Origin of the sequence: Cellulomonas sp. WB94, from assembly GCF_003115775.1 — a bacterium.
GTDB lineage: Bacteria > Actinomycetota > Actinomycetes > Actinomycetales > Cellulomonadaceae > Cellulomonas_A.
Genome location: NZ_QEES01000002.1, coordinates 193,268 through 211,694 on the forward strand (window position 1 = coordinate 193,268; position 18,427 = coordinate 211,694).

At 72.8% G+C, this 18,427-nt stretch carries 16 protein-coding genes; 12 read left to right on the top strand and 4 right to left on the bottom strand.

The features are described 5' to 3' along the window. Positions 1–17 precede the first annotated feature (17 nt). The 3 genes from DDP54_RS02035 to DDP54_RS02045 are packed head-to-tail and all read left to right on the top strand — an operon-like array spanning position 18 to position 2,911. Entirely contained in the window at positions 18–1,163 is a 1,146-nt protein-coding gene (locus DDP54_RS02035) for a mandelate racemase/muconate lactonizing enzyme family protein (protein ID WP_109130342.1), read from the top strand. 42 nt (positions 1,164–1,205) lie between these two features. After that, the gene (locus tag DDP54_RS02040) at positions 1,206–1,931 is read left to right on the top strand and encodes an SDR family oxidoreductase (protein ID WP_109130343.1); all 726 of its coding nucleotides are present in this window, start codon (positions 1,206–1,208) and stop codon (positions 1,929–1,931) included. A gap of 44 nt (positions 1,932–1,975) precedes the next feature. Next, a complete protein-coding gene (locus tag DDP54_RS02045) occupies positions 1,976–2,911 on the top strand; it encodes a dihydrodipicolinate synthase family protein (protein WP_109130344.1) in 936 nt (311 codons plus the stop codon). Between the two features lie 90 nt (positions 2,912–3,001). On the opposite strand, the gene DDP54_RS02050 is transcribed toward DDP54_RS02045, so the two are convergent. From DDP54_RS02050 to DDP54_RS02060, 3 genes are all read right to left on the bottom strand, one after another. Then, complete coding sequence (locus DDP54_RS02050; protein ID WP_109130345.1) at positions 3,002–4,726, bottom strand: AMP-binding protein; 1,725 nt, start codon at positions 4,724–4,726, stop codon at positions 3,002–3,004. A 124-nt stretch (positions 4,727–4,850) separates the two neighbouring features. Beyond that, the gene (locus DDP54_RS02055) at positions 4,851–6,275 is read right to left on the bottom strand and encodes a HAMP domain-containing sensor histidine kinase (RefSeq protein ID WP_109130346.1); all 1,425 of its coding nucleotides are present in this window, start codon (positions 6,273–6,275) and stop codon (positions 4,851–4,853) included. Positions 6,276–6,279: 4 nt separating this feature from the next. Then, positions 6,280–6,933 carry a response regulator transcription factor gene (locus tag DDP54_RS02060; RefSeq protein WP_109130347.1) on the bottom strand — a complete coding sequence of 218 codons (654 nt, stop codon included), beginning with the start codon at positions 6,931–6,933 and terminating at the stop codon, positions 6,280–6,282. 94 nt (positions 6,934–7,027) lie between these two features. Between DDP54_RS02060 and DDP54_RS02065 the strand changes: the two genes are divergently transcribed. The 9 genes from DDP54_RS02065 (at position 7,028) to DDP54_RS02100 (ending at position 16,979) form a co-directional block, all read left to right on the top strand. After that, positions 7,028–8,284 (top strand): hypothetical protein, encoded by a 1,257-nt coding sequence (locus tag DDP54_RS02065; protein ID WP_242448166.1) that lies wholly within the window; start codon positions 7,028–7,030, stop codon positions 8,282–8,284. Beyond that, positions 8,281–9,303, top strand: a complete 1,023-nt coding sequence (locus DDP54_RS02070; RefSeq protein ID WP_242448167.1) for an ATP-binding cassette domain-containing protein — start codon at positions 8,281–8,283, stop codon at positions 9,301–9,303. Before DDP54_RS02065 ends, DDP54_RS02070 begins: the two co-directional genes overlap by 4 nt. Beyond that, positions 9,290–10,183, top strand: a complete 894-nt coding sequence (locus DDP54_RS02075; protein WP_109130349.1) for an ABC transporter permease — start codon at positions 9,290–9,292, stop codon at positions 10,181–10,183. The genes DDP54_RS02070 and DDP54_RS02075 overlap by 14 nt, the downstream gene beginning before the upstream one ends. 1,291 nt (positions 10,184–11,474) lie before the next feature. Continuing rightward, complete coding sequence (locus tag DDP54_RS02080; protein WP_197711282.1) at positions 11,475–11,759, top strand: hypothetical protein; 285 nt, start codon at positions 11,475–11,477, stop codon at positions 11,757–11,759. Then, the gene (locus DDP54_RS18790; RefSeq protein WP_277949576.1) at positions 11,738–11,866 is read left to right on the top strand and encodes a hypothetical protein; all 129 of its coding nucleotides are present in this window, start codon (positions 11,738–11,740) and stop codon (positions 11,864–11,866) included. Before DDP54_RS02080 ends, DDP54_RS18790 begins: the two co-directional genes overlap by 22 nt. A gap of 102 nt (positions 11,867–11,968) precedes the next feature. Further along, the gene (locus DDP54_RS02085) at positions 11,969–13,306 is read left to right on the top strand and encodes a phosphoribosyltransferase family protein (protein ID WP_109130350.1); all 1,338 of its coding nucleotides are present in this window, start codon (positions 11,969–11,971) and stop codon (positions 13,304–13,306) included. Continuing rightward, positions 13,303–14,625, top strand: a complete 1,323-nt coding sequence (locus DDP54_RS02090) for an erythromycin esterase family protein (RefSeq protein ID WP_109130351.1) — start codon at positions 13,303–13,305, stop codon at positions 14,623–14,625. The genes DDP54_RS02085 and DDP54_RS02090 overlap by 4 nt, the downstream gene beginning before the upstream one ends. A gap of 27 nt (positions 14,626–14,652) precedes the next feature. Beyond that, positions 14,653–15,579, top strand: a complete 927-nt coding sequence (locus DDP54_RS02095; protein WP_109130352.1) for a Ppx/GppA phosphatase family protein — start codon at positions 14,653–14,655, stop codon at positions 15,577–15,579. Positions 15,580–15,644: 65 nt separating this feature from the next. Beyond that, the gene (locus DDP54_RS02100; protein WP_158274430.1) at positions 15,645–16,979 is read left to right on the top strand and encodes an NYN domain-containing protein; all 1,335 of its coding nucleotides are present in this window, start codon (positions 15,645–15,647) and stop codon (positions 16,977–16,979) included. Positions 16,980–16,997: 18 nt separating this feature from the next. Here DDP54_RS02100 and DDP54_RS02105 read toward each other — a convergent pair whose 3' ends face one another. Continuing rightward, positions 16,998–18,377 (bottom strand): wax ester/triacylglycerol synthase domain-containing protein, encoded by a 1,380-nt coding sequence (locus tag DDP54_RS02105; RefSeq protein WP_109130353.1) that lies wholly within the window; start codon positions 18,375–18,377, stop codon positions 16,998–17,000. Positions 18,378–18,427 lie beyond the last annotated feature (50 nt).

Here is an 18,427-nt window from a genome sequence, read left to right on the forward strand (position 1 = left end):
CATCGAAAGGTTCTGCCATGTCTTTCCTCACCCAGACCGCGTCGGCCACGACCTCGACCGACGACCGCATCCCCCGTATCGAGTCGATCGACGTCGAGGTCTTCCGGGTCCCGCTGCCGGACGGGCCGTGGGGCGACCAGATCCACCACGTGACCGACATCGAGGTCACCCTCGTGACGGTGCACGGCAGCAACGGCCTCGTCGGCCGGGGCGCGAGCCACACGTCAGGGATGGGCGGGGCGACGATCGGCGCGCTCGCGCGGGAGATCGCCCCCGTCCTCGTCGGCCGACGCGTGTCCCCACGGGCGCTCTGGACCAGCGCGTACCGCTACGTCCACGACATCGGCGGCGCCGGGGTGACGACGCACGCCATCTCCGCGTTCGACATCGCGTTCTGGGACCTGCTCGGCAAGTCCTACGGGGTCCCGGTCGTCGACCTGCTCGGCCGCGTCCACGAGAAGGTCGCGCTGTACGGCTCCGGCATCAACCTCCACCTCGGGATCGACGAGGTCATCGACCAGGTCAAGCGGTGGCAGGCCAAGGGGTACGCGTTCGGCAAGGTGAAGGTCGGCAAGCCGGACGTCGAGGAGGACGTCGAGCGGCTCGCCCTGCTCACCGAGGCCGTGGGCACCTATCCGATCGCCGTCGACGCCAACCAGGGATGGTCCTTCCCGGACGCGGTGCGCGCGTTCCAGCGGTTCGAGCAGTTCAACCTGCTGTGGATCGAGGAGCCGCTGCCGTCGGACGACATCCTGGGTCACGCCCGGCTGCGGGCCCGGACCACGACGCCGATCGGGCTGGGCGAGAACGTCTACACCGCCGACCAGTTCAACCAGTACTTCGAGGCGGGGATCGTCGACTTCGTCCAGGCCGACGTCGGCCGCGTCGGGGGGATCACCGGCTTCATGGACATCGCCACGCTGGCCCGCGTGCGCAACCTCCCGATGACACCGCACTTCGTTCTCGAGCTGAGCGCCTCCCTGCTCGCTGCCGTGCCCAACGCCCGCGCCGCCGAGGTCACGGACGGCGGTCGCTGGCAGGACCTGCAGATCGTCAAGGGCGGCGGGACCGAGAAGGACGGCTTCTACTTCCCGTCGGACGAGCCCGGTACCGGCCTCGTCTGGGACCTCGACTACCTCGCCGCGCACCGCGTCGCACTCTGACGCCCCCCACCCTGCCCCAGTCCCCACCCAGGAGGAACGACGATGACCTACCAGACGGCTGACCTGACCGGAAAGGTCGCATTCATCACCGGAGGAAGCTCCGGCATCGGCTCCGAGGTCGCCCGGAGCCTGAGCGCCCAGGGCGTCAAGCTCGCCCTGTTCTCCCGCTCGGGCACCGCCCCCGAGCTGCCCGACACGCTCCAGCTCCACGGCGACGTCGGCAACCGCGCCGACGTCGACGCCGCGGTCCAGAAGACGGTCGACACGTACGGGCACCTGGACATCGTGGTGGCCAACGCCGGCGTCGGCTCCTACGGCCAGTTCGTCGACGTGCCGGAGCAGCACGAGGACGAGATGATCCGCACCAACGTCCTCGGCACGATCTACCTGTATCGCGCCGCCGTCCCGCACCTGCAGGCCGCCGGGGGCGGCGACCTCATCACCGTCGCCAGCGAGGCCGGACGCCGCGGTCTACCTGGGGAGGCCGTCTACTCGGCGAGCAAGTTCGCGCAGGTCGGCCTGACCCGCGCGCTCGACAACGAGCTGCGTGAGGACGGCATCCGGGCGACCAACATCTGCCCCGGTGGCGTCTGGACGAACTTCGCGATCGACGACGCCCGCGGCCGCACCGACGGCAGCGACCAGCTCAAGGGGATGATGCGGCCCGCGGACATCGCCGAGCTCATCACGTTCGTGCTGACCCGCCCGCGACACCTGCGCATCCTCGAGACCGCGCTGCGCCCGATGACCGAGGCGTCCTGGGGCTGAGCACGACAGCCCGTCCACTCCCACCTGCAGAAACGGAAGCCGTCATGACCGCACGCGAACCACTCCGGGGAGTCATCCCCCCGATCATCACTCCCCTGACACCGTCCGGTGACGTCGACGTCGTCTCGCTCGAACGCCTCGTCAACTTCGAGGTCGACGCCGGAGTCCACGCGATCTTCGTCCTCGGCACCGGCGGCGAGGGGCCCTACCTGACGGAGGACCAGCAGCGGACCACGCTCGAGACCGTCACGACGACCGTGGCCAAGCGCATCCCCGTCCTGGCCGGCGTCAGCGACATCGGAACACGCCGGGTCCTGCACAACGCGGCGATCGCGCAGGAGTACCCCATCGATGCCCTCGTGAGCACGAGCGCGTTCTACGGGAGCGTCGGGCGCAACGAGATCGACTACCACTTCCGCACGATCGCTGCCTCGAGCGACCTGCCGCTCTACGCGTACGACATCCCGGTCTTCACGGGCGTGAAGATCCCGGCCGAGCTCACCGTGCAGCTCGCGAAGGACGGCGTCATCGCGGGGGTCAAGGACACCAGCGGGGAGGAGGACGGCTTCCGCTACATCATCGAGCACACGCGCGACATCGAGGGCTTCTCGGTCATCACGGGCTCGGACATCACCGGTGACGCCGCCATCTTCCAGGGGGCGCACGGCATGATCGTGGGCGTCGCCAACATCGACCCGCACGGCTTCGTCGAGGTCTACGACGCCGCGGTCAAGGGTGACTGGGAGACGGCTCGTCGCGTGCAGGAACGGTTGCACGCGCTGCGGCTCATCACCAAGATCGCCGGCGGGCGCATCGGAGGCTTCAGCGCGACGCTCGGATCCTTCAAGGCCGCGCAGGTGCTGCGCGGCATCATCGACCACGACGGGCTCCAGCCGCCGCTCCTGCCGCTCGACGACGCCGAGCGGGCGCAGGTCAAGGCCGTCCTCGACTCCCAGGGCCTCGGGCGCATCGACGCCTGACCGGAGACGACGAGCGAGGCGACCACCCGTGGTTCGGCCGGCCGCCTCGCTCGTTCGTCCCCGTCGTGCGCTCGGCGCGGCGAGGCGCCCTCAGCCCTTGTCGCCGCCGCCCGCGGCGGGTCCGCCCTCGCGCGCGGCCCGCTCGCTGTCCGCACGGATCACGACGCGCCGGATCTTCCCCGAGATGGTCGTCGGCATCGCCTCGACGAACTCGATCACGCGCGGGTACTTGTACGGCGCCGTGCGGTGCTTGACGAAGCTCTGGATGTCCTTCTTGAGCGCGTCGGTCGGCTCGTACCCCGCGGCCAGGATGATGGTCGCCTTCACGACGGTGCCGCGGACCTCATCGGGAGCCGCGGTGATCGCGCACTCGACCACGGCCGGGTGGGCCATGACGACGCTCTCGACCTCGAACGGACCGACGCGGTAGCCGGACGTCTTGATCATGTCGTCCGTGCGCCCGACGTACCAGAAGTAGCCGTCCTCATCCTTCCGGGCCAGGTCGCGCGTGTGGTACCAGCCGTCGTGCCAGACCGACTGCGTCGTGGCCGGGTCGCCGGCGTACCCGGCGAACAGCCCGATCGGTCGGGCACCCTCGGGGACCCGGATGCAGATCTCGCCGTCCTCGCCCGGCGCGGCCTCGGTGCCGTCCTCGGTGCCGTCCTCGGTGCGCAGCCCGACGTCGTACCCGGCCGACGGCTTGCCCATCGAGCCTGCCTTGGTCGCCTGCCAGTAGTTCGTGACGACGGCCAGGGTCATCTCGGTCTGGCCGTAGCCCTCCTTGAGCTCCAGGCCGGTGAGCGCCTTGAACGTGTCGAAGACCACCGGGTTCATCGCCTCGCCCGCGATCGTGCAGTGCTGCAGCGCGGAGAGGTCGTACCGGGACAGGTCGTGGGTGATGAGGAACCGGTACACCGTGGGCGCCGCGCAGAACGTCGTGACCCGGGCGTCCTGCAGGTGCTCGAGCAGGCGCACCGCGTCGAACCGGTCGAAGTCGTAGACGTCGACGCAGGTCTCCATCAGCCACTGCCCGTAGAGCTTGCCCCACACCGACTTGGCCCAGCCGGTCTCCGACAGGGTCAGGTGCAGGCCCTCGGGGTCGACGCGCTGCCAGTACTTGGCGGTCGCGATGTGCGCGATCGGGTACGAGAAGTCGTGCACGACCATCTTCGGCTGCGCGGTCGTGCCCGACGTGAAGTAGAGCAGCATCGGGTCGTCGACCGCGGGCAGGTCTGCGGCCGCGGGGCGGACGAACGGCGCTGCGTCCGCCAGGCCGCCGTCGAAGTCCGCCCACCCGTCCCGGGTGCCCCGTACGCCCATCTTCACGAGGGACCGGCCGAGCTGGGCCTCGGCCTGCTCGACCTCGTGGGCCACCTGGCCCTCGAGCGTGCACACGACCGCGCTGATGTCGGCCTCGGACAGCCGGAAGACGAGGTCGTACGCCATGAGCTGGTTCGTGGCCGGGACGACGACGGCGCCGATCTTGTGCAGGGCCGTGATGGCCCACCAGAACTGGGCGTGCCGCTTGAGGATGAGCAGGACCCGGTCGCCCTTGCGGATGCCCTGGGACAGGAAGTACGACGCGGCCTGGTCGCTGAGCCGCTGGATCTCACCGAACGTGTAGGTGCGCTGCTCGCCCTCGTCGTTGCACCACCGCAGTGCGCGCCGGTCCGGGGTCAGGGCACCGAGCCGGTCGACGACGTCGTAGCCGAAGTTGAAGCCGGGCGGGCACTGCAGCGCGAACGACCGGGGGTTGCCGGCCTCGTCGAGGTCCTCGGTGAGGTACTGGGCGTGCAGGTCAGCCAGGTCAGCCATGGTCACTCGTCCTTCTCCGTCCGCTCGCCGCCTCGGGGCAGTCCGGGCGCCGGATGTGGACGCTACTCGCTCGCCCGCACCGATCCACGGGACTGTTGTCACGCCTCCGCAGGTCGCATCCCGCTCAGGGACCCGGGTCACGCCCCCCGGGGCCCGGCGCGGCATCCACGGGCAGGCGCAGCGCGGCGCGCAGCCCGCCCAGCGCCGACGGGGCCAGCGTCACGTCTCCGCCCTGCTCCCGGGCGACCTCGCGGGCGATCGCGAGGCCGAGCCCGCTGCCTCCGGAGTCCCGCTCCCGCGCCTCGTCGAGCCGGACGAAGCGCTCGAAGACCCGCTGGCGGTCCTCCTCGGGCACGCCGTGGCCGTCGTCCTCGACCGTGACCGCACCGTCGTCGACGGTGACCAGGACGCGGGTCGAGGCGTGCCGCAGCGCGTTGTCGACGAGGTTGCGCACGACCCGGCCGATCGCTGCCGGGTCGCCGAGCGCGACGCCGGAGCCCGCGACGCCGACGTCGACGCCGTCGACCGGACGCGCGGCCCCGACCGCGTCGTGAGCCAGGCGGCCGAGGTCGATCGGGCTGCGGACGACCGGCGCGGACCCGACCCGGGCGAGCAGCAGCAGGTCGTCCACGAGCGCCTGCATGCGCAGGACCTCGCCCTTGAGGTCCTCGGCGAGCTCCGCCGTGCTGTACGCGGCGGGGTGGGCGCGGGCGACGTCGATGCTCGCGCGCACGGCGGCGAGCGGCGACCGCAGCTCGTGCGCTGCGTCGGCCGTGAAGGTGCGCTGGCGGGCGGCAGCATCCTCGAGCCTGTCGAGCATCTCGTTCAGCGTCCGGGCCAGCGCGCCGAGCTCGTCGTCCGCGTCGCGGACCGGCAGCGAGCCCGGTCCGCCCGTGCGTGCCACCTGGGCCGCGGCCCGGCGCATCTGCTCCACGGGGAGCAGCGCTCGACCGAGCACCATCCAGATCACCCACGCGAGCAGGGCGGTGAGCAGCGGGACGACGACGACGAGCGAGACGCGCAGAGCGCCCAGCAGTCCTCGGACCTCGGCGAGCGGCACGGTCGCCACGACGGTGACCGGGGCGCCCCGGTAGGTGGTCGCCCGGACGGCGACCCGCGCCTCGTCGTCGTAGGTCGTGGCGGCCGTGGTGACCAGCACCTCGTCGCCCGCCTTCGACCGCAGCGCGGCAAGCTCGCTCGACACCAGGACGGGCAAGGTGCGACTCGCGTTGGGGGACGACGCGATGACCAGGCCGGACGCGTCGAGCAGCTGGGCGATCTCACGCGGCTCGGCCACCGGGAGCGCCTCGGGCAGGCGGTCGTCGGTCGCCAGCGCGGCGATCGTCACGGCCCGGTCCCGGGCGATGCCGTCGAGCGCCGCCACCCGGCTGCGCGACAGGACGCTCGTGAGCGCCACGGCACCGGCGACGAGCGTGACGCACAGCAGCACCGCGGTCAGCACGGTCAGCCGCAGCCGCAGCGACCAGCCGCGCCAGCCGCGGCCGTGCTGCCTGCGGTTCGACCGCGTCGGGACGTCGCCCGCCGGCACCAGGTCAGCCCGCCACGCGGTAGCCGGCCCCGCGCACGGTCGTCACCGCGTCCCGGCCGAGCTTGCGTCGGAGATAGCCGACGTAGACCTCCACGACGTTGAGGTCCTCCCCCGATCCGTCCCACACGTGGTCGCGGAGCTCGACCTTGCCGACCACCCGGTCGCTGTGGCGCATGAGGTACTCGAGGAGCGCGAGCTCCCGGGTCGTGAGGTCCACCGGCGCGCCCGCCTGCGTGACCGTGCGCGTCGACGGGTCGAGCACGATGTCCCCGGCGGTCAGCACCGCGGGTCGGGCCCCGGCCGGGCGCCGGACGAGGGCCCTCAGCCGCGCGACGAGGACGACGAACGAGAACGGCTTGGTCAGGTAGTCGTCGGCGCCGACATCGAGGCCGTCGGCCACGTCGTGCTCGCCGTCCTTCGCGCTGAGCAGGAGCACGGGCGTCCAGATGCCGCGTTCGCGCAGCGCCGTGACGACGTCGTACCCGTTGCGGCGCGGCAGCATGATGTCGAGGACGATGGCGTCGTACTCGGTGTCCGTCGCGAGCGTCAGCCCGGTCTCGCCGTCGTGGGCGACATCGACCGCGAAACCCTCGGCCGCCAGCCCCCGCTCGAGTGCGCGGGTCAGTCCGCGCTCGTCGTCGACCACCAGGACCCGCACGACTGCAGCATCCCACTGCGGACCCCGCGGACGGCGTCAGCCGTTGCCACCGGCTCTCAGCGTGCTCTCAGGGGTGATGTCGCACAGTGGACCCATGACCGAGCCAGCCGTACCTCGTCGAACCCTCAGCCTGCGGTCCCGCTGGAGCGTCCCCGTCGCCGTCGCGGCGCTCGTGGCCGGGGCGTTCATCGCGCCGCCGCTGATCGCGTCGGCAGGTGATCGCGGGCTCCCACCTGTGACCCCGGAGCAGCTGCTCGCTCAGGTCGCGGCGGCGCAGCCGACGGCCCTGTCCGGCACCGTCGTCTACACCGCCCGGCTCGGCCTGCCCGAGATCCCCTTCGCGTCGGCCGGCGGCGCCGACCCGATCGTGCTCCTCGGCGGCAGCTCGACGATGCGGGTCTGGTCGGACGGCGCGGACCGGTCGAGGGTCGCGCTGCTCGGGGCGACGTCGGAGTACTCGGTGGTCCGGGACGGCGCCCAGGCGTGGACGTACTCGAGCGCCGACGACGCCGCCGTCCACTACGCGCTCAGCGCCGCCGACGCGGCCCGCTACGACAAGCTCTCGAGCGACCTGCGCGCCACGACCGAGTCCCCCGCCGCGGGCGCCCTGCCCACCCCGGAAGACGCTGCCCGCGCAGCCCTCGCGCACGCCGACACGACCTCGGTCGTGACCCTCGACGCGCAGACGACCGTTGCCGGACGCGCCGCGTACCAGCTCGTCGTGACGCCGCGAAGCACTGACACGCTCGTCGCGCGGATCGTCGTCGCCATCGACGCCGTGACCTCGACCCCCCTGCGCGTGCAGGCGTGGAGCACGCAGGACACCACGGCACCCGCCCTCGAGCTCGGCTTCACCGACGTGCGGTTCGCGACGCCCGACCCCTCCGTGCTGGCCTTCTCGGCCCCCGCGGGCGCCACGGTCAAGGAGGTCGTGGTCCCGTTGCCCGACAAGTCCGCGATGGTCTCCCCCGCGCCCGCGCCGACGCCCGGGACGCTCCCCGACGGCGTCTCCGTCACCGGCACGGGCTGGGCGACCGTCGTCACACTGGCCCACGTCGACGTCGCATCGCTCGTCGCCGGCGACCCCGCAGCCCTCACCGGGGCACTCGGGACGCGGCCGACGATCGGCTCCGAGAGCGCGCAGGGGCTCATCCAGGAGTTCGGCCCCAGCGACGGCAAGGGTCCGGGCGACAAGTTCACGCTCGACACGGCGGCCCTGTACCAGCAGCTCACGACCGAGGTCCCTGAGGGGCGCCTGCTCAGCTCGGCGCTGGTGAGCGTCCTGGTCACCACCGACGGCCGCGTGCTCATCGGCGCGGTCCCGGCCGAGACGCTGCGCGGGATGGCGTGACCTCGACGCTGCCGGACGCCATGCTGGCTGGTGTGGCTCCCGACGACGCGACGACGGACGACCTGACCGCTGACGAGGCGTCGGCGTTCGCTGTCCGGAGCCAGGGCCTCACCAAGCGGTTCGGCTCGGGCCAGGTCGCCGTCGACGGGATCGGGCTGCAGGTGCTGCGCGGCTCCGTCTACGGCTTCATCGGACCCAACGGCTCGGGCAAGACGACGACGATCCGGATGCTGCTCGGTCTCGTGCGCCCGACGGCCGGGCGGTCCTGGCTGCTCGGCCAGCCGATGCCGCAGGCCGGCGGGTCGGTGCTGCCGAGGGTCGGGGTCCTCGTCGAGGGTCCGGCCTTCCAGCCGTACCTCAGCGGTCGCGCGAACCTTGCGCGGCTCGACGCGTGCGACGCGACAGCGGACCCGCGCACGTCCCGCCGCCGCTGCGACGACGCCCTCGAACGCGTCGGGCTGGCAGCGGCCGCGACCAAGCGGTACCGGCAGTACTCCCTCGGCATGAAGCAGCGGCTCGGCCTCGCCGCCGCGCTCCTGCGACCCCGCGAGCTTCTCGTGCTCGACGAGCCGACGAACGGGCTCGACCCGCAGGGCACCCGCGAGGTGCGCGTCCTGATCCGTGAGCTGGCCGACGCCGGAACCACGGTTCTGGTCTCCTCGCACCTGCTCAGCGAGATCGAGCAGGTGTGCTCGCACATCGGGATCATGGGACGCGGCCGGCTCCTGCTCCAGGGCGACCGGAGCGTCCTGACCGCGCGCGGCGCTGCGCACCTCGTCGTGACGACCACCCTCCGGCACGTGACCACAGCGGCCGAGGTGCTCGCCGCAGCCCAGATCACCGAGGTGAGCGTCGACGGCATGACCCTGACCGGTCTGCTCGCGGACGTGGCCCCCGAGCGCGTCGCGGCGGCGCTCGTCCATGCCGGGGTCGACCTGCTCGGCCTCGAGGTCCGACGCCCGAGCCTCGAACAGCTGTTCGTCGCACTGACCGGAGAGGGCTTCGATGTCGCGCGCTGACGTGGTCCAGGCGGGCGTCGTGGGCCCGACGGCGCCCCTCGCCGACGCGAGCCCCCGACGAGGGGCGTGGGGGCGTCTGCTGCGCAGCGAGCTCCGGCTCGTCTTCGGTCGGCGCCGCAACATCGCCCTGCTCGTGGGGCTGTCCGCCGTCCCGCTGCTGCTCGGCACCGTCCTGTTCATCACGCAGGACACGGCGCTCGGCGGTCAGGGACCCGGCTTCATCGGGAAGGTGACCGGCAACGGGCTCTTCCTCGTGGTCGCGGCCCTGTTCATGTGCCTGCCGTTCCTCCTGCCGCTCACGACCGGGATCGCGTCCGGTGATGCGATCGCCGGCGAGGCGCAGGCCGGGACGCTCCGGTACCTGCTGGCCGTGCCCGTCTCGCGCACCCGTCTGCTCGCCGTCAAGGCGCTGGCCGCCGGCATGTTCGTAGCCGCAGCGGTGATGGCGATCGCCGTCATGGCGCTCGTCGTCGGCGCGGTGTACTTCGGCCTGCGCGACGTCACGCTGCTCTCCGGCTCGACCGTCCCGATGGGTGACGGGATGCTGCGGATGGCCGGCGTCGCCGCCTACGTCGCGCTGTCCCTGACGGGTCTGGTTGCCGTGGGGCTCTTCCTGTCGACCCTCACCGAGGTCCCCGTCGGCGCGATGGCCGCGACGGTCGTCGTCGCGATCGTCTCCGCGGTGCTCGACACCCTCCCCCAGCTCGCCGCGATCCACCCCGCCCTGCTCACGCACCACTGGCTGGACTTCGCCGAGTTCCTGCGGATCCAGGTCGACTGGGGCGTGCTCGGTCGCGGGCTGGGCGTCCAGGCCGCGTGGGTCGTGATCTTCGGGGCGCTCGCATGGAGCCGGTTCACCACGGCCGACGTCACGTCCTGACGCAGGGGCGGGTCGCGACACAGACTGCCGCCGGGTCGCCGCGCGGTGCATGCCGGCCACCGGCACGCACCCGCGTGAGCTACGTGGCCCGGGTCGGGAGCAGTCGGGGCGCCAGGGGGTGGCCGGTGCCACCCCGGGAGCTCCCCCGGCTGAGGACATCGACCGCGCGAGCGTCGTCGGCGAGGGTCGTCGAAGCGACGGAGCACCGCGGCGAGCCGGGCTGTCGCGAAGCCGGAAGGCGTCTTCTTCTGCCCGAACGAGTAGGCGGCGAAGCCTCGGTAGCACGACCGCGGCGTCACGGTGCCGTCGGCTCCGAAGTTGTAGGCGACCAGGACCGCGACGAGCTCGGCCACGCTGCGGCGATCGGCCGGGTCGGCCACCGGCCCGCTCCACAGCCGGGGGTAGCGCCCGACGGTGTCGAGGAGCCAGTGGATGTCGTACCAGAACGTCGGCCACTTCACAGTCTTGAACTGGTGCCCGTGGCCGAACATTGACGGCTTCTCGGCGGCACGCACCCGCCAGGCACGCACCGCTGTGCGCGCCACGTCCAGCGCCTGCTCGGGCTGCTCGCTCTCGGGCAGACGAGCCCAGGTCCGCAACGCCTCGAGCGTGACCTGCGGGCAGAAGTCCGCCTGGCGGCCCGGGCCCCGGAAGCCCGTCACAGGGTCAGGGAGGCACGGCCACGCCATGCCCTGCGGTGTCGGGGCGAGGTCGGCCACCATGCGCCGCAACGATCGCGTGACCGACGGGTCGTGCGCTCGGCCGTACCGCACGAGCACCTCGGTCACGGCGTGCGTGTCGCAGAGCAGCGATCCCCAGACGAGCGTCGACATCGTCGCACTGGTCGCGCACGACATGAACCGTCCGTTCGCGTCCTGGTGGTCGCAGAACGCATCCAGGAGATGCTCGACGCGCCCGTCGTCGCCCGCTCCGACGCCCATGTCGGCCAGGAGGTTCAGCAGGTTCGGGGCGAAGCCAGGGCTCGCGTGCGCGGACAGGTGGTTGTCGGTCGCCCAGTCGGGCAGCCGCTCGAGCAGCGTCCGTGTGCCGGGATCGGCGAGCACACCGGCGTGGGCCGCGATGCGGTCGGGATCATCTTCGGGCCGGTCGAGCAGCTCGGTGAGCGTCACCCAGCGCGCGCGGGCTCGTCGCAGGCCAGGAGCCATTCGCGCGGGTCGGCGCCCAGCAGGGCCGTCCACGACTCGCGCCTCAGCGCGGTCCCCATGCCATCCACGCTAGCCGGGCTGTTGTCCTCTGGTGCGGCGGGCCCGCACCCCGGAAGACTCGAACGATGGACGTCGTGCTGCGCATCGTGGTCGGTCTGCTGCTCCTCGCGCACGGTCTCGTGCACCTCCTCTACTTCGTGACCTCCGCGGACGACCCGAAGTTCCCGTTCACGATCACGAGCTCCTGGCTCGTGCCGGAGCCCGCGCGACGTCCGGTCGCAACGGTCCTCGTCGCCGTGACGATCGTCGCGTTCGCCCTGCTCGGGCTCGCCGTCTGGGGGTGCCGGGGCTGGCGGCGATCTGGCCGTGGCTCGCGGTCGTCGGGTCGGTGGCCTCGCTCGCGGTGCTGATCGCGTTCTGGGACACCCAGCTGCTCCTGGGTGTCGCGATCGACGTCGCGGCGGTCGTCGCCGCGGTCGCGCGTCCTGGCTGGACGTCCTGGATCAACGCGGGCTGACGGGCCGCTGCCTCGTCGGCTCCCTCTCCCTGCCCGGCTGCGGCTGCGGTCGCGGGCTCCGAGGAGCATGGTGGACGTGTAGGTGACGGAAGGGTCATCGCCATGATCGTCTTCGCCGATCGGGTCGACGCCGGCCGACAGCTGGCGCGGAGGCTGCAGCACCTGAGGGGTCAGGATGCGGTCGTGCTGGGTCTGCCGCGAGGCGGCGTCCCCGTGGCCTTCGAGGTGGCGACGGCGCTCGACCTGCCGCTCGACGTCATCGTGGTCCGCAAGCTCAGCGTCCCGTACCAGCCGGAGCTCGCCATGGGGGCCATCGGCGAGGGCGGCGCGCGCGTCCTCGACTCGCGGGTGCTCGCGGCCACCCGGGTCACCGCCGAGGAGCTGGCCTCGATCGAGAGTCGCGAGCGGGCCGAGCTCGAGTCGCGCGTCGCACGGCTGCGGCGAGGTCGAGACCCGGTCGACCTGGCGGGGCGGATCGCGGTCATCGTCGACGACGGCATCGCGACCGGCTCGACGGCGCGGGCCGCCTGCGCGGTGGCGCGTCACCTCGGCGCCGCCCGCGTCGTCGTGGCCGTGCCGGTCGCGCCGGTCGAGGCCGTCCAGGGTCTGCCCGAGGCCGACGAGCTCGTGTGCGTCTCGACACCGCCGGGGTTCATGGCGGTGGGGTACCACTACCGCGATTTCACCCCGACGAGCGACGAGGAGGTCATCGTCCTGCTCGACACCGCGGCCCTGCGCCTCGGGGGCGTGCCGACGGTCGACGACGCCCCGGACTGCGACATCGACGTCTCGATCCCCGTCGGCGCCAGCGCCCTCGAGGGTCACCTGCACCTGCCTGAACCCGTGACGGGCGTGGTGGTGTTCGCCCACGGGAGCGGCAGCAGCCGCCACAGCCCGCGCAACAAGTTCGTCGCCTCGGTGCTGCAGCGCGCCGGCCTCGGCACCCTGCTCCTCGACCTGCTCAGCCCCGAGGAGGAGCTGGCCCGCGCCAACGTCTTCGACATCGAGCTGCTCGCGGATCGGCTGGCCGCAGCGACCCGGTGGCTCGGCTCCCGGCCGGACAGCGCGTCCGCCCGCGTCGGCTACTTCGGGGCGAGCACCGGCGCCGGAGCGGCGCTGTGGGCTGCGGCCGAGCCGGGCTCCGTGGTCGCAGCGGTCGTGTCACGCGGCGGGCGACCGGACCTCGCCGGCCCGCGCCTCGCGGACGTCCGCGCGCCGACCCTGCTCATCGTCGGCGGCGCGGACGAGATGGTGCTCGAGCTCAACCGGCGGGCGCAGGCGCGGCTGCGCTGCCCGAGCGAGCTGGCCGTCGTCGAGGGCGCGACGCACCTGTTCGAGGAACCCGGCACGCTCGCGGAGGCGGCACTCCTCGCGCGCGACTGGTTCACCCGTCACCTTCTGCCGACCGACGCAGGACCCGCTGGAGGAGCAGTGCCATGAGCTCGTCGCGGCGCGACGCGAGCAGCGCCGACGCCACCGCCCAGGTTCGGTCGCTCGCCCGTCCGGTGCGGAGCGTCGGAGATCTCGACCCGCTCGTCGACCAGATCGGTGCGGCGCGGTTCGTGTGCCTCGGGGAGGCCTCGCACGGCACGCACGAGTTCTACCGCTGGCGGGCCCTGCTCAGCCGCCGCCTCATCGTCGAACGCGGGTTCACTTGGATCGGGGTCGAGGGCGACTGGCCCGACTGCTGGCGGATCAACCGGTGGGTGCGTGGCCTCGACGAGCAGGACCTCGATGTCGACGGGCTCCTGGCCCGCTTCGCCCGATGGCCGACGTGGATGTGGGCGAACCGGGACGTCGCCGAGTTCCTCGACTGGCTGCACCGGAGGAACCTCGCGCTGCCCCCGGCTGAGCGCGTCGGCTTCTACGGCCTCGACGTGTACTCGCTGTGGGACTCGCTGCGGGAGATCGTCGCGTGGCTCGAAGCGAACGCCCCGGACGCCGTGCCGACCGCGCACCGCGCCTGGGAGTGCTTCATGCCCTACCGCGAGGACCCGCACGAGTACGCCTGGAGCACCCGGCTGGTGCCGCTGTCCTGCGAACCGGACGTCGTCGCCCTGCTCACCGAGGTGCGTGGCCGGATGCGTGCGCGGGCCCAGGACGACGAGGGTGCGTTCGACACCGCACAGAACGCGGAGGTCGCCGCCGACGCCGAGCACTACTACCGGATCATGGTGCGCGGCGACCGCGAGTCGTGGAACGTCCGAGACCACCACATGGCTGCCACGATCGACCGCATCTCCGAGCACCTCGGGCCGCAGTCGAAGGGTCTGGTCTGGGAGCACAACACCCACATCGGCGACGCGCGGGCCACCGACATGGCCCGCGGCGGGCTCGTCAACGTCGGCCAGCTCGTGCGCGAGGGGCACGGCGACGACGGTGTCGCGCTCGTTGGGTTCGCGTCGCACCGCGGGTCGGTGCTCGCCGCCGCGGCGTGGGGCTCGCCGGAGCGGTCGATGCTGGTGCCCGAGGCGCGGGCCGGCAGCCACGAGGACCTGCTCCATCAGGCACTGGGTCGCGCGGCGTTCCTGCCGTTCGGTGAGGACCGGTCCGGCCCGTGGCTCTCGGCCTGGCTCGGCCACCGCGCCATCGGCGTCGTCTACCAGCCCGCGCGCGAGGCGGGGAACTACGTGCCGACCCGGATGGGCGAGCGGTACGACGCGTTGATCTGGTTCGAGCAGACCACCGCGCTCACGCCCCTCCACCACGAGGCCCGCCCGGTCGAGCCCGAGCTCGAGACGGAGCCGAGCGGCTTCTAGGCACCGGCCCGGCACTACGGTGGCCTCATGCGGCTCGGGGTGCTGGACGTCGGCTCGAACACGGTCAACCTGCTGGTCGTGGACGCCCACCGCGGCGCCCAGCCGGTCCCGCAGTCGTCGCACAAGTCGGTCCTGCGGCTCATGCGGTACCTCGAGCCGTCCGGGCAGATCAGCCCCGAGGGTGTCCGTGCGGTCGTCGACGCGGTGGGGGCCGGCGCCAAGCAGGCGGCCGACGCCGGTATCGACGAGATGCTCGCGTTCGCGACGTCCGCGCTGCGCGAGGCACCGAACGGTCCCGCGGTGCTCGACCTGGTCGCAGCCGAGACCGGCGTGCGGCTCCAGGTCCTCACGGGCGAGGACGAGGCCCGGATCACCTTCCTCGCGGTGCGCCGCTGGTACGGGTGGTCGGCCGGCGACATGCTCCTGTTCGACATCGGGGGTGGGTCACTCGAGATCGCGGCGGGCGGCAGCGAGAACCCCGACGTGGCGGTCTCCCTGCCGCTGGGCGCCGGGCGCACGACCATCGGGTTCCTGCCCGACGACCCGCCGACCGCCCAGCAGACGGCGGCGCTGCGCGAGCACGCGGCGGGGCTGCTCACGACGACGGCGCGACTCTTCGCCGACCGCCCCAAGCCCGCACACGTCGTCGGCTCGTCGAAGACCGTGCGCTCGCTCGCCCGCCTGGCCGGTTCGCTCGCCGACGGGGTCGGCCCGCAGGACCGGCTCATGCTGCGCAGGTCGGCGCTCGACGACTGGGTGCCCCGGCTGGCGAAGATCCCGGCCGACTCGCGGCCGGCGCTGCCGGGGATCACGGTGGACCGCACGTTCCAGATCGTCGCCGGCGGGATTGTGCTGTCCGAGACGATGCGCGCCTTCAAGGTCACCGAGCTGGAGGTCTCCCCCTGGGCGTTGCGCGAGGGTCTGATCCTGCTGTACCTCGACCGCCTGGGTTGAACCCGTCGACACCGGCCGGCGAGCCGGTGTTCGCCTCGACGGGACGGGGCGAGGAAGATGCGCACGTGACCACCATCGACACCACCGAGGCCGTCCGTCGCCTGCGGTGCGCCCTGTTCGTCGACTTCGACAACGTCTACATCGGTCTGCGGCGCCTGGACCCCGCCGCCGCCGAGGCGTTCGCCGAGTCCCCCGGGAACTGGTTGACGGCACTCGAGATGGGCAGCGACGCCGACGGGGAGTTCCAGCGGCGGTTCCTCGTGCGCGCCTGCTACCTCAACCCCTCGGTCTTCTCGCAGTTCCGGCCGAACTTCACGCGTGCGGGCTTCAGCGTCGTGGACTGCCCCTCGCTGACGCAGCAGGGCAAGAGCAGCGCCGACATCAACCTCGTGCTCGACGCCGTCGATGCCCTCGCGGCCGACACCCGGTACGACGAGTTCGTCATCCTCTCGGCGGACGCCGACTTCACGCCCCTGGCGATCCGGTGCCGCGCGGCCGATCGCCGCGTCACGATCATCACGGCGAGCCCGGCCGCGAGCGCCTACCGCGCCGTGGCGGACACCGTCGTCACGGCGGACGAGCTCGCCGAGCTCGTCAAGCACCCCGAGGCCCTGGCGCTCGGCGAGCCGATCGCGCTCGTCGCGCCCGTCGCGGTGGAGCTGCCGGAGGTGGAGGAGCCTGCCCCGGCCACTGCGGGACGCCGACGCAGCGCGAGCCGGCAGTCGGGGCCGGCGCAGACGACGAGGGTGTCCACCACGCCGCCGACGACGACGCCGGCGCGCAGGGCCGTGCTCCGCCTCGTGAGCACGGCAGATCGCCCCCTCACGGGAGGTGTCGTCGCCCAGGCCGCCCAGAAGGCCGACCCGTCCGTGCTCACCTCCGGCTGGCACGGCGCAGGCAGCTTCTTCCCGTGGCTCGCCCAGGTGGTTCCCGAGCTCGGTGCGGCGTCGCGCCCCGCCCCCGGGTTCGTGTGGGACCCCCAGCGGTTCAGCGAGGCCGACCTGCCGACGGCGGGCGGCGTCAACCTGCCGCCGCTGCAGCGTCAGGTGGTCGACGTCACGGACATCCCCAACTTGCCGGCCGAGCGGTACCGGGTGCTCCTCACGGCCCTCGCCGACGACGCCAGCGCCAACCCGTTCGACCGGGCAGAGACCGCGCGGCGGGTGCGGGACGCCTGCCAGGCGGCGGGCCAGGCCATCGGTCGGGCGTCGGTCAACAACGTGATCTCCGGGGTGCTGTACTCCGGGCTCGACCTGACGACGAAGCCCAGCGCGAAGAAGCTCGCCGAGACGTGGGCGGACAACGTCGTGGGGCTCTGCCGCGGCGGTCGCATGGACCTCAACCCGCAGGACGTCGCGGCGATCCGCGCCTGGGTGGGCGGCGGTCTCCTCGAGGGGTGAGTCCCGACCCCGGCCTGGCTACGCGTCGGCGACCGCCCGCAGCTCTCCGGCGAGGGCTGCGGCGACCGCGTCTGCCTCGGGGACGACGTCGGGGTCGACGATGACGGTGACGGTGAGCCGTCCGGCGTAGGACAGGGCCGCGAAGGCGACGCCGACGTTGCCGGCGGTGATGGTGATCGGGATGATGCGCAGGACCCGCGCCCCGGCGAGGGCCAGCGGAGCGGTCGGCCCGGGCATGTTGGTGAGGAACGAGTTGACCAGGCGTTGCCGGTCGACGAACCACCGGAAGAGGCCGGCTGCGGCCAGGAGCCGGAACACCGGCCCGACGAGGCCCGCAGACGCCCCTCGCGCCTGCGTCTTCTGCGCGCGCGTGAGCTCCGCGACGCGTTCCAGCCGCACCGGCACGGATCCGTGCACGGGTGCCCGGACCGGCATGACCCCGACCTGGTTGCCCAGATCGTGGCTCGTCGTCGAGTCCCGGGCCGAGACGGGCACCGAGACGACCAGCTCCGCGACCTCCTCACCGCGACCCCGCAGGATGCTGGCCATCGCCCCGGTCACGGCCACCAGCAGGACGTCGTTGACGGTCGCGCCGTACCGTCGCCCGGCGACGCGCACCGGGGCGAGGTCGACCTCGACGGTCGCGACCTGCCGGCGCGGACCGGTCGGGGCGTTGAGCGAGCAGCTTGACGCGCGCCGACCGCCGCCCCGGCCCAGCTCGACGCGACCGCGATGGGCCCGCGCCACGGCGCGCAGTGCTCCGCGCAGCGTGCGCCACCGCTCAGCAGCGCTGTCAGCAAGCAGGTCCCGTACGCGTGGAGCCGGGTGCGCGGCCCGCACGCGCTCGGAGGCCAGAGGCGCTGCCGACGCCGTCCCGTCGCCATCCACCAGGCGAGCGAGCACCGCGAGACCGCCGATCCCGTCGGCGAGGACGTGGTGCAGCACGAGGACGAGGGCGACCTGGCCGTCGGCCAGCCCAGTGACGACGACAGCCCGCCACAGCGGGCGCGAAGGCGGCAGCGCGCGCGTGACCGCGTCGACCGCGACCGCCAGCAGGGTTGGTTCGTCGCCGGGGCCTGGGCAGCGCACCAGCGACACGTGCGCCTCGATGTCGAAGTCTGCGTCGTCGACCCAGTACGGCCGGCCCAGTCCCCACGGTGGCACCACCAGACGCTGGCGCAGGCGAGGGACCCCACCGATCCGCTGCGCGAGCGCCGTCGCCACGTCAGCCCCGGTGCCCTCGGCGAGGAGCAGCACCGCCCCGACGTTCATCGGCACGGGTCCGACGTCGGTCGCCAGCTCGACCAGGTCGCCCGGACTGATCCGCTGGACCTCGCTGCGACCGGTCCGAGGAGCGCGCGCGGGGACCTCGGGAGTCCGCGGGCCGTCCGTCGCCATGTCGACGATTGTAGGCGCGCGGCCCCCGCGCCCCTGGGCGAGCCGGCAGG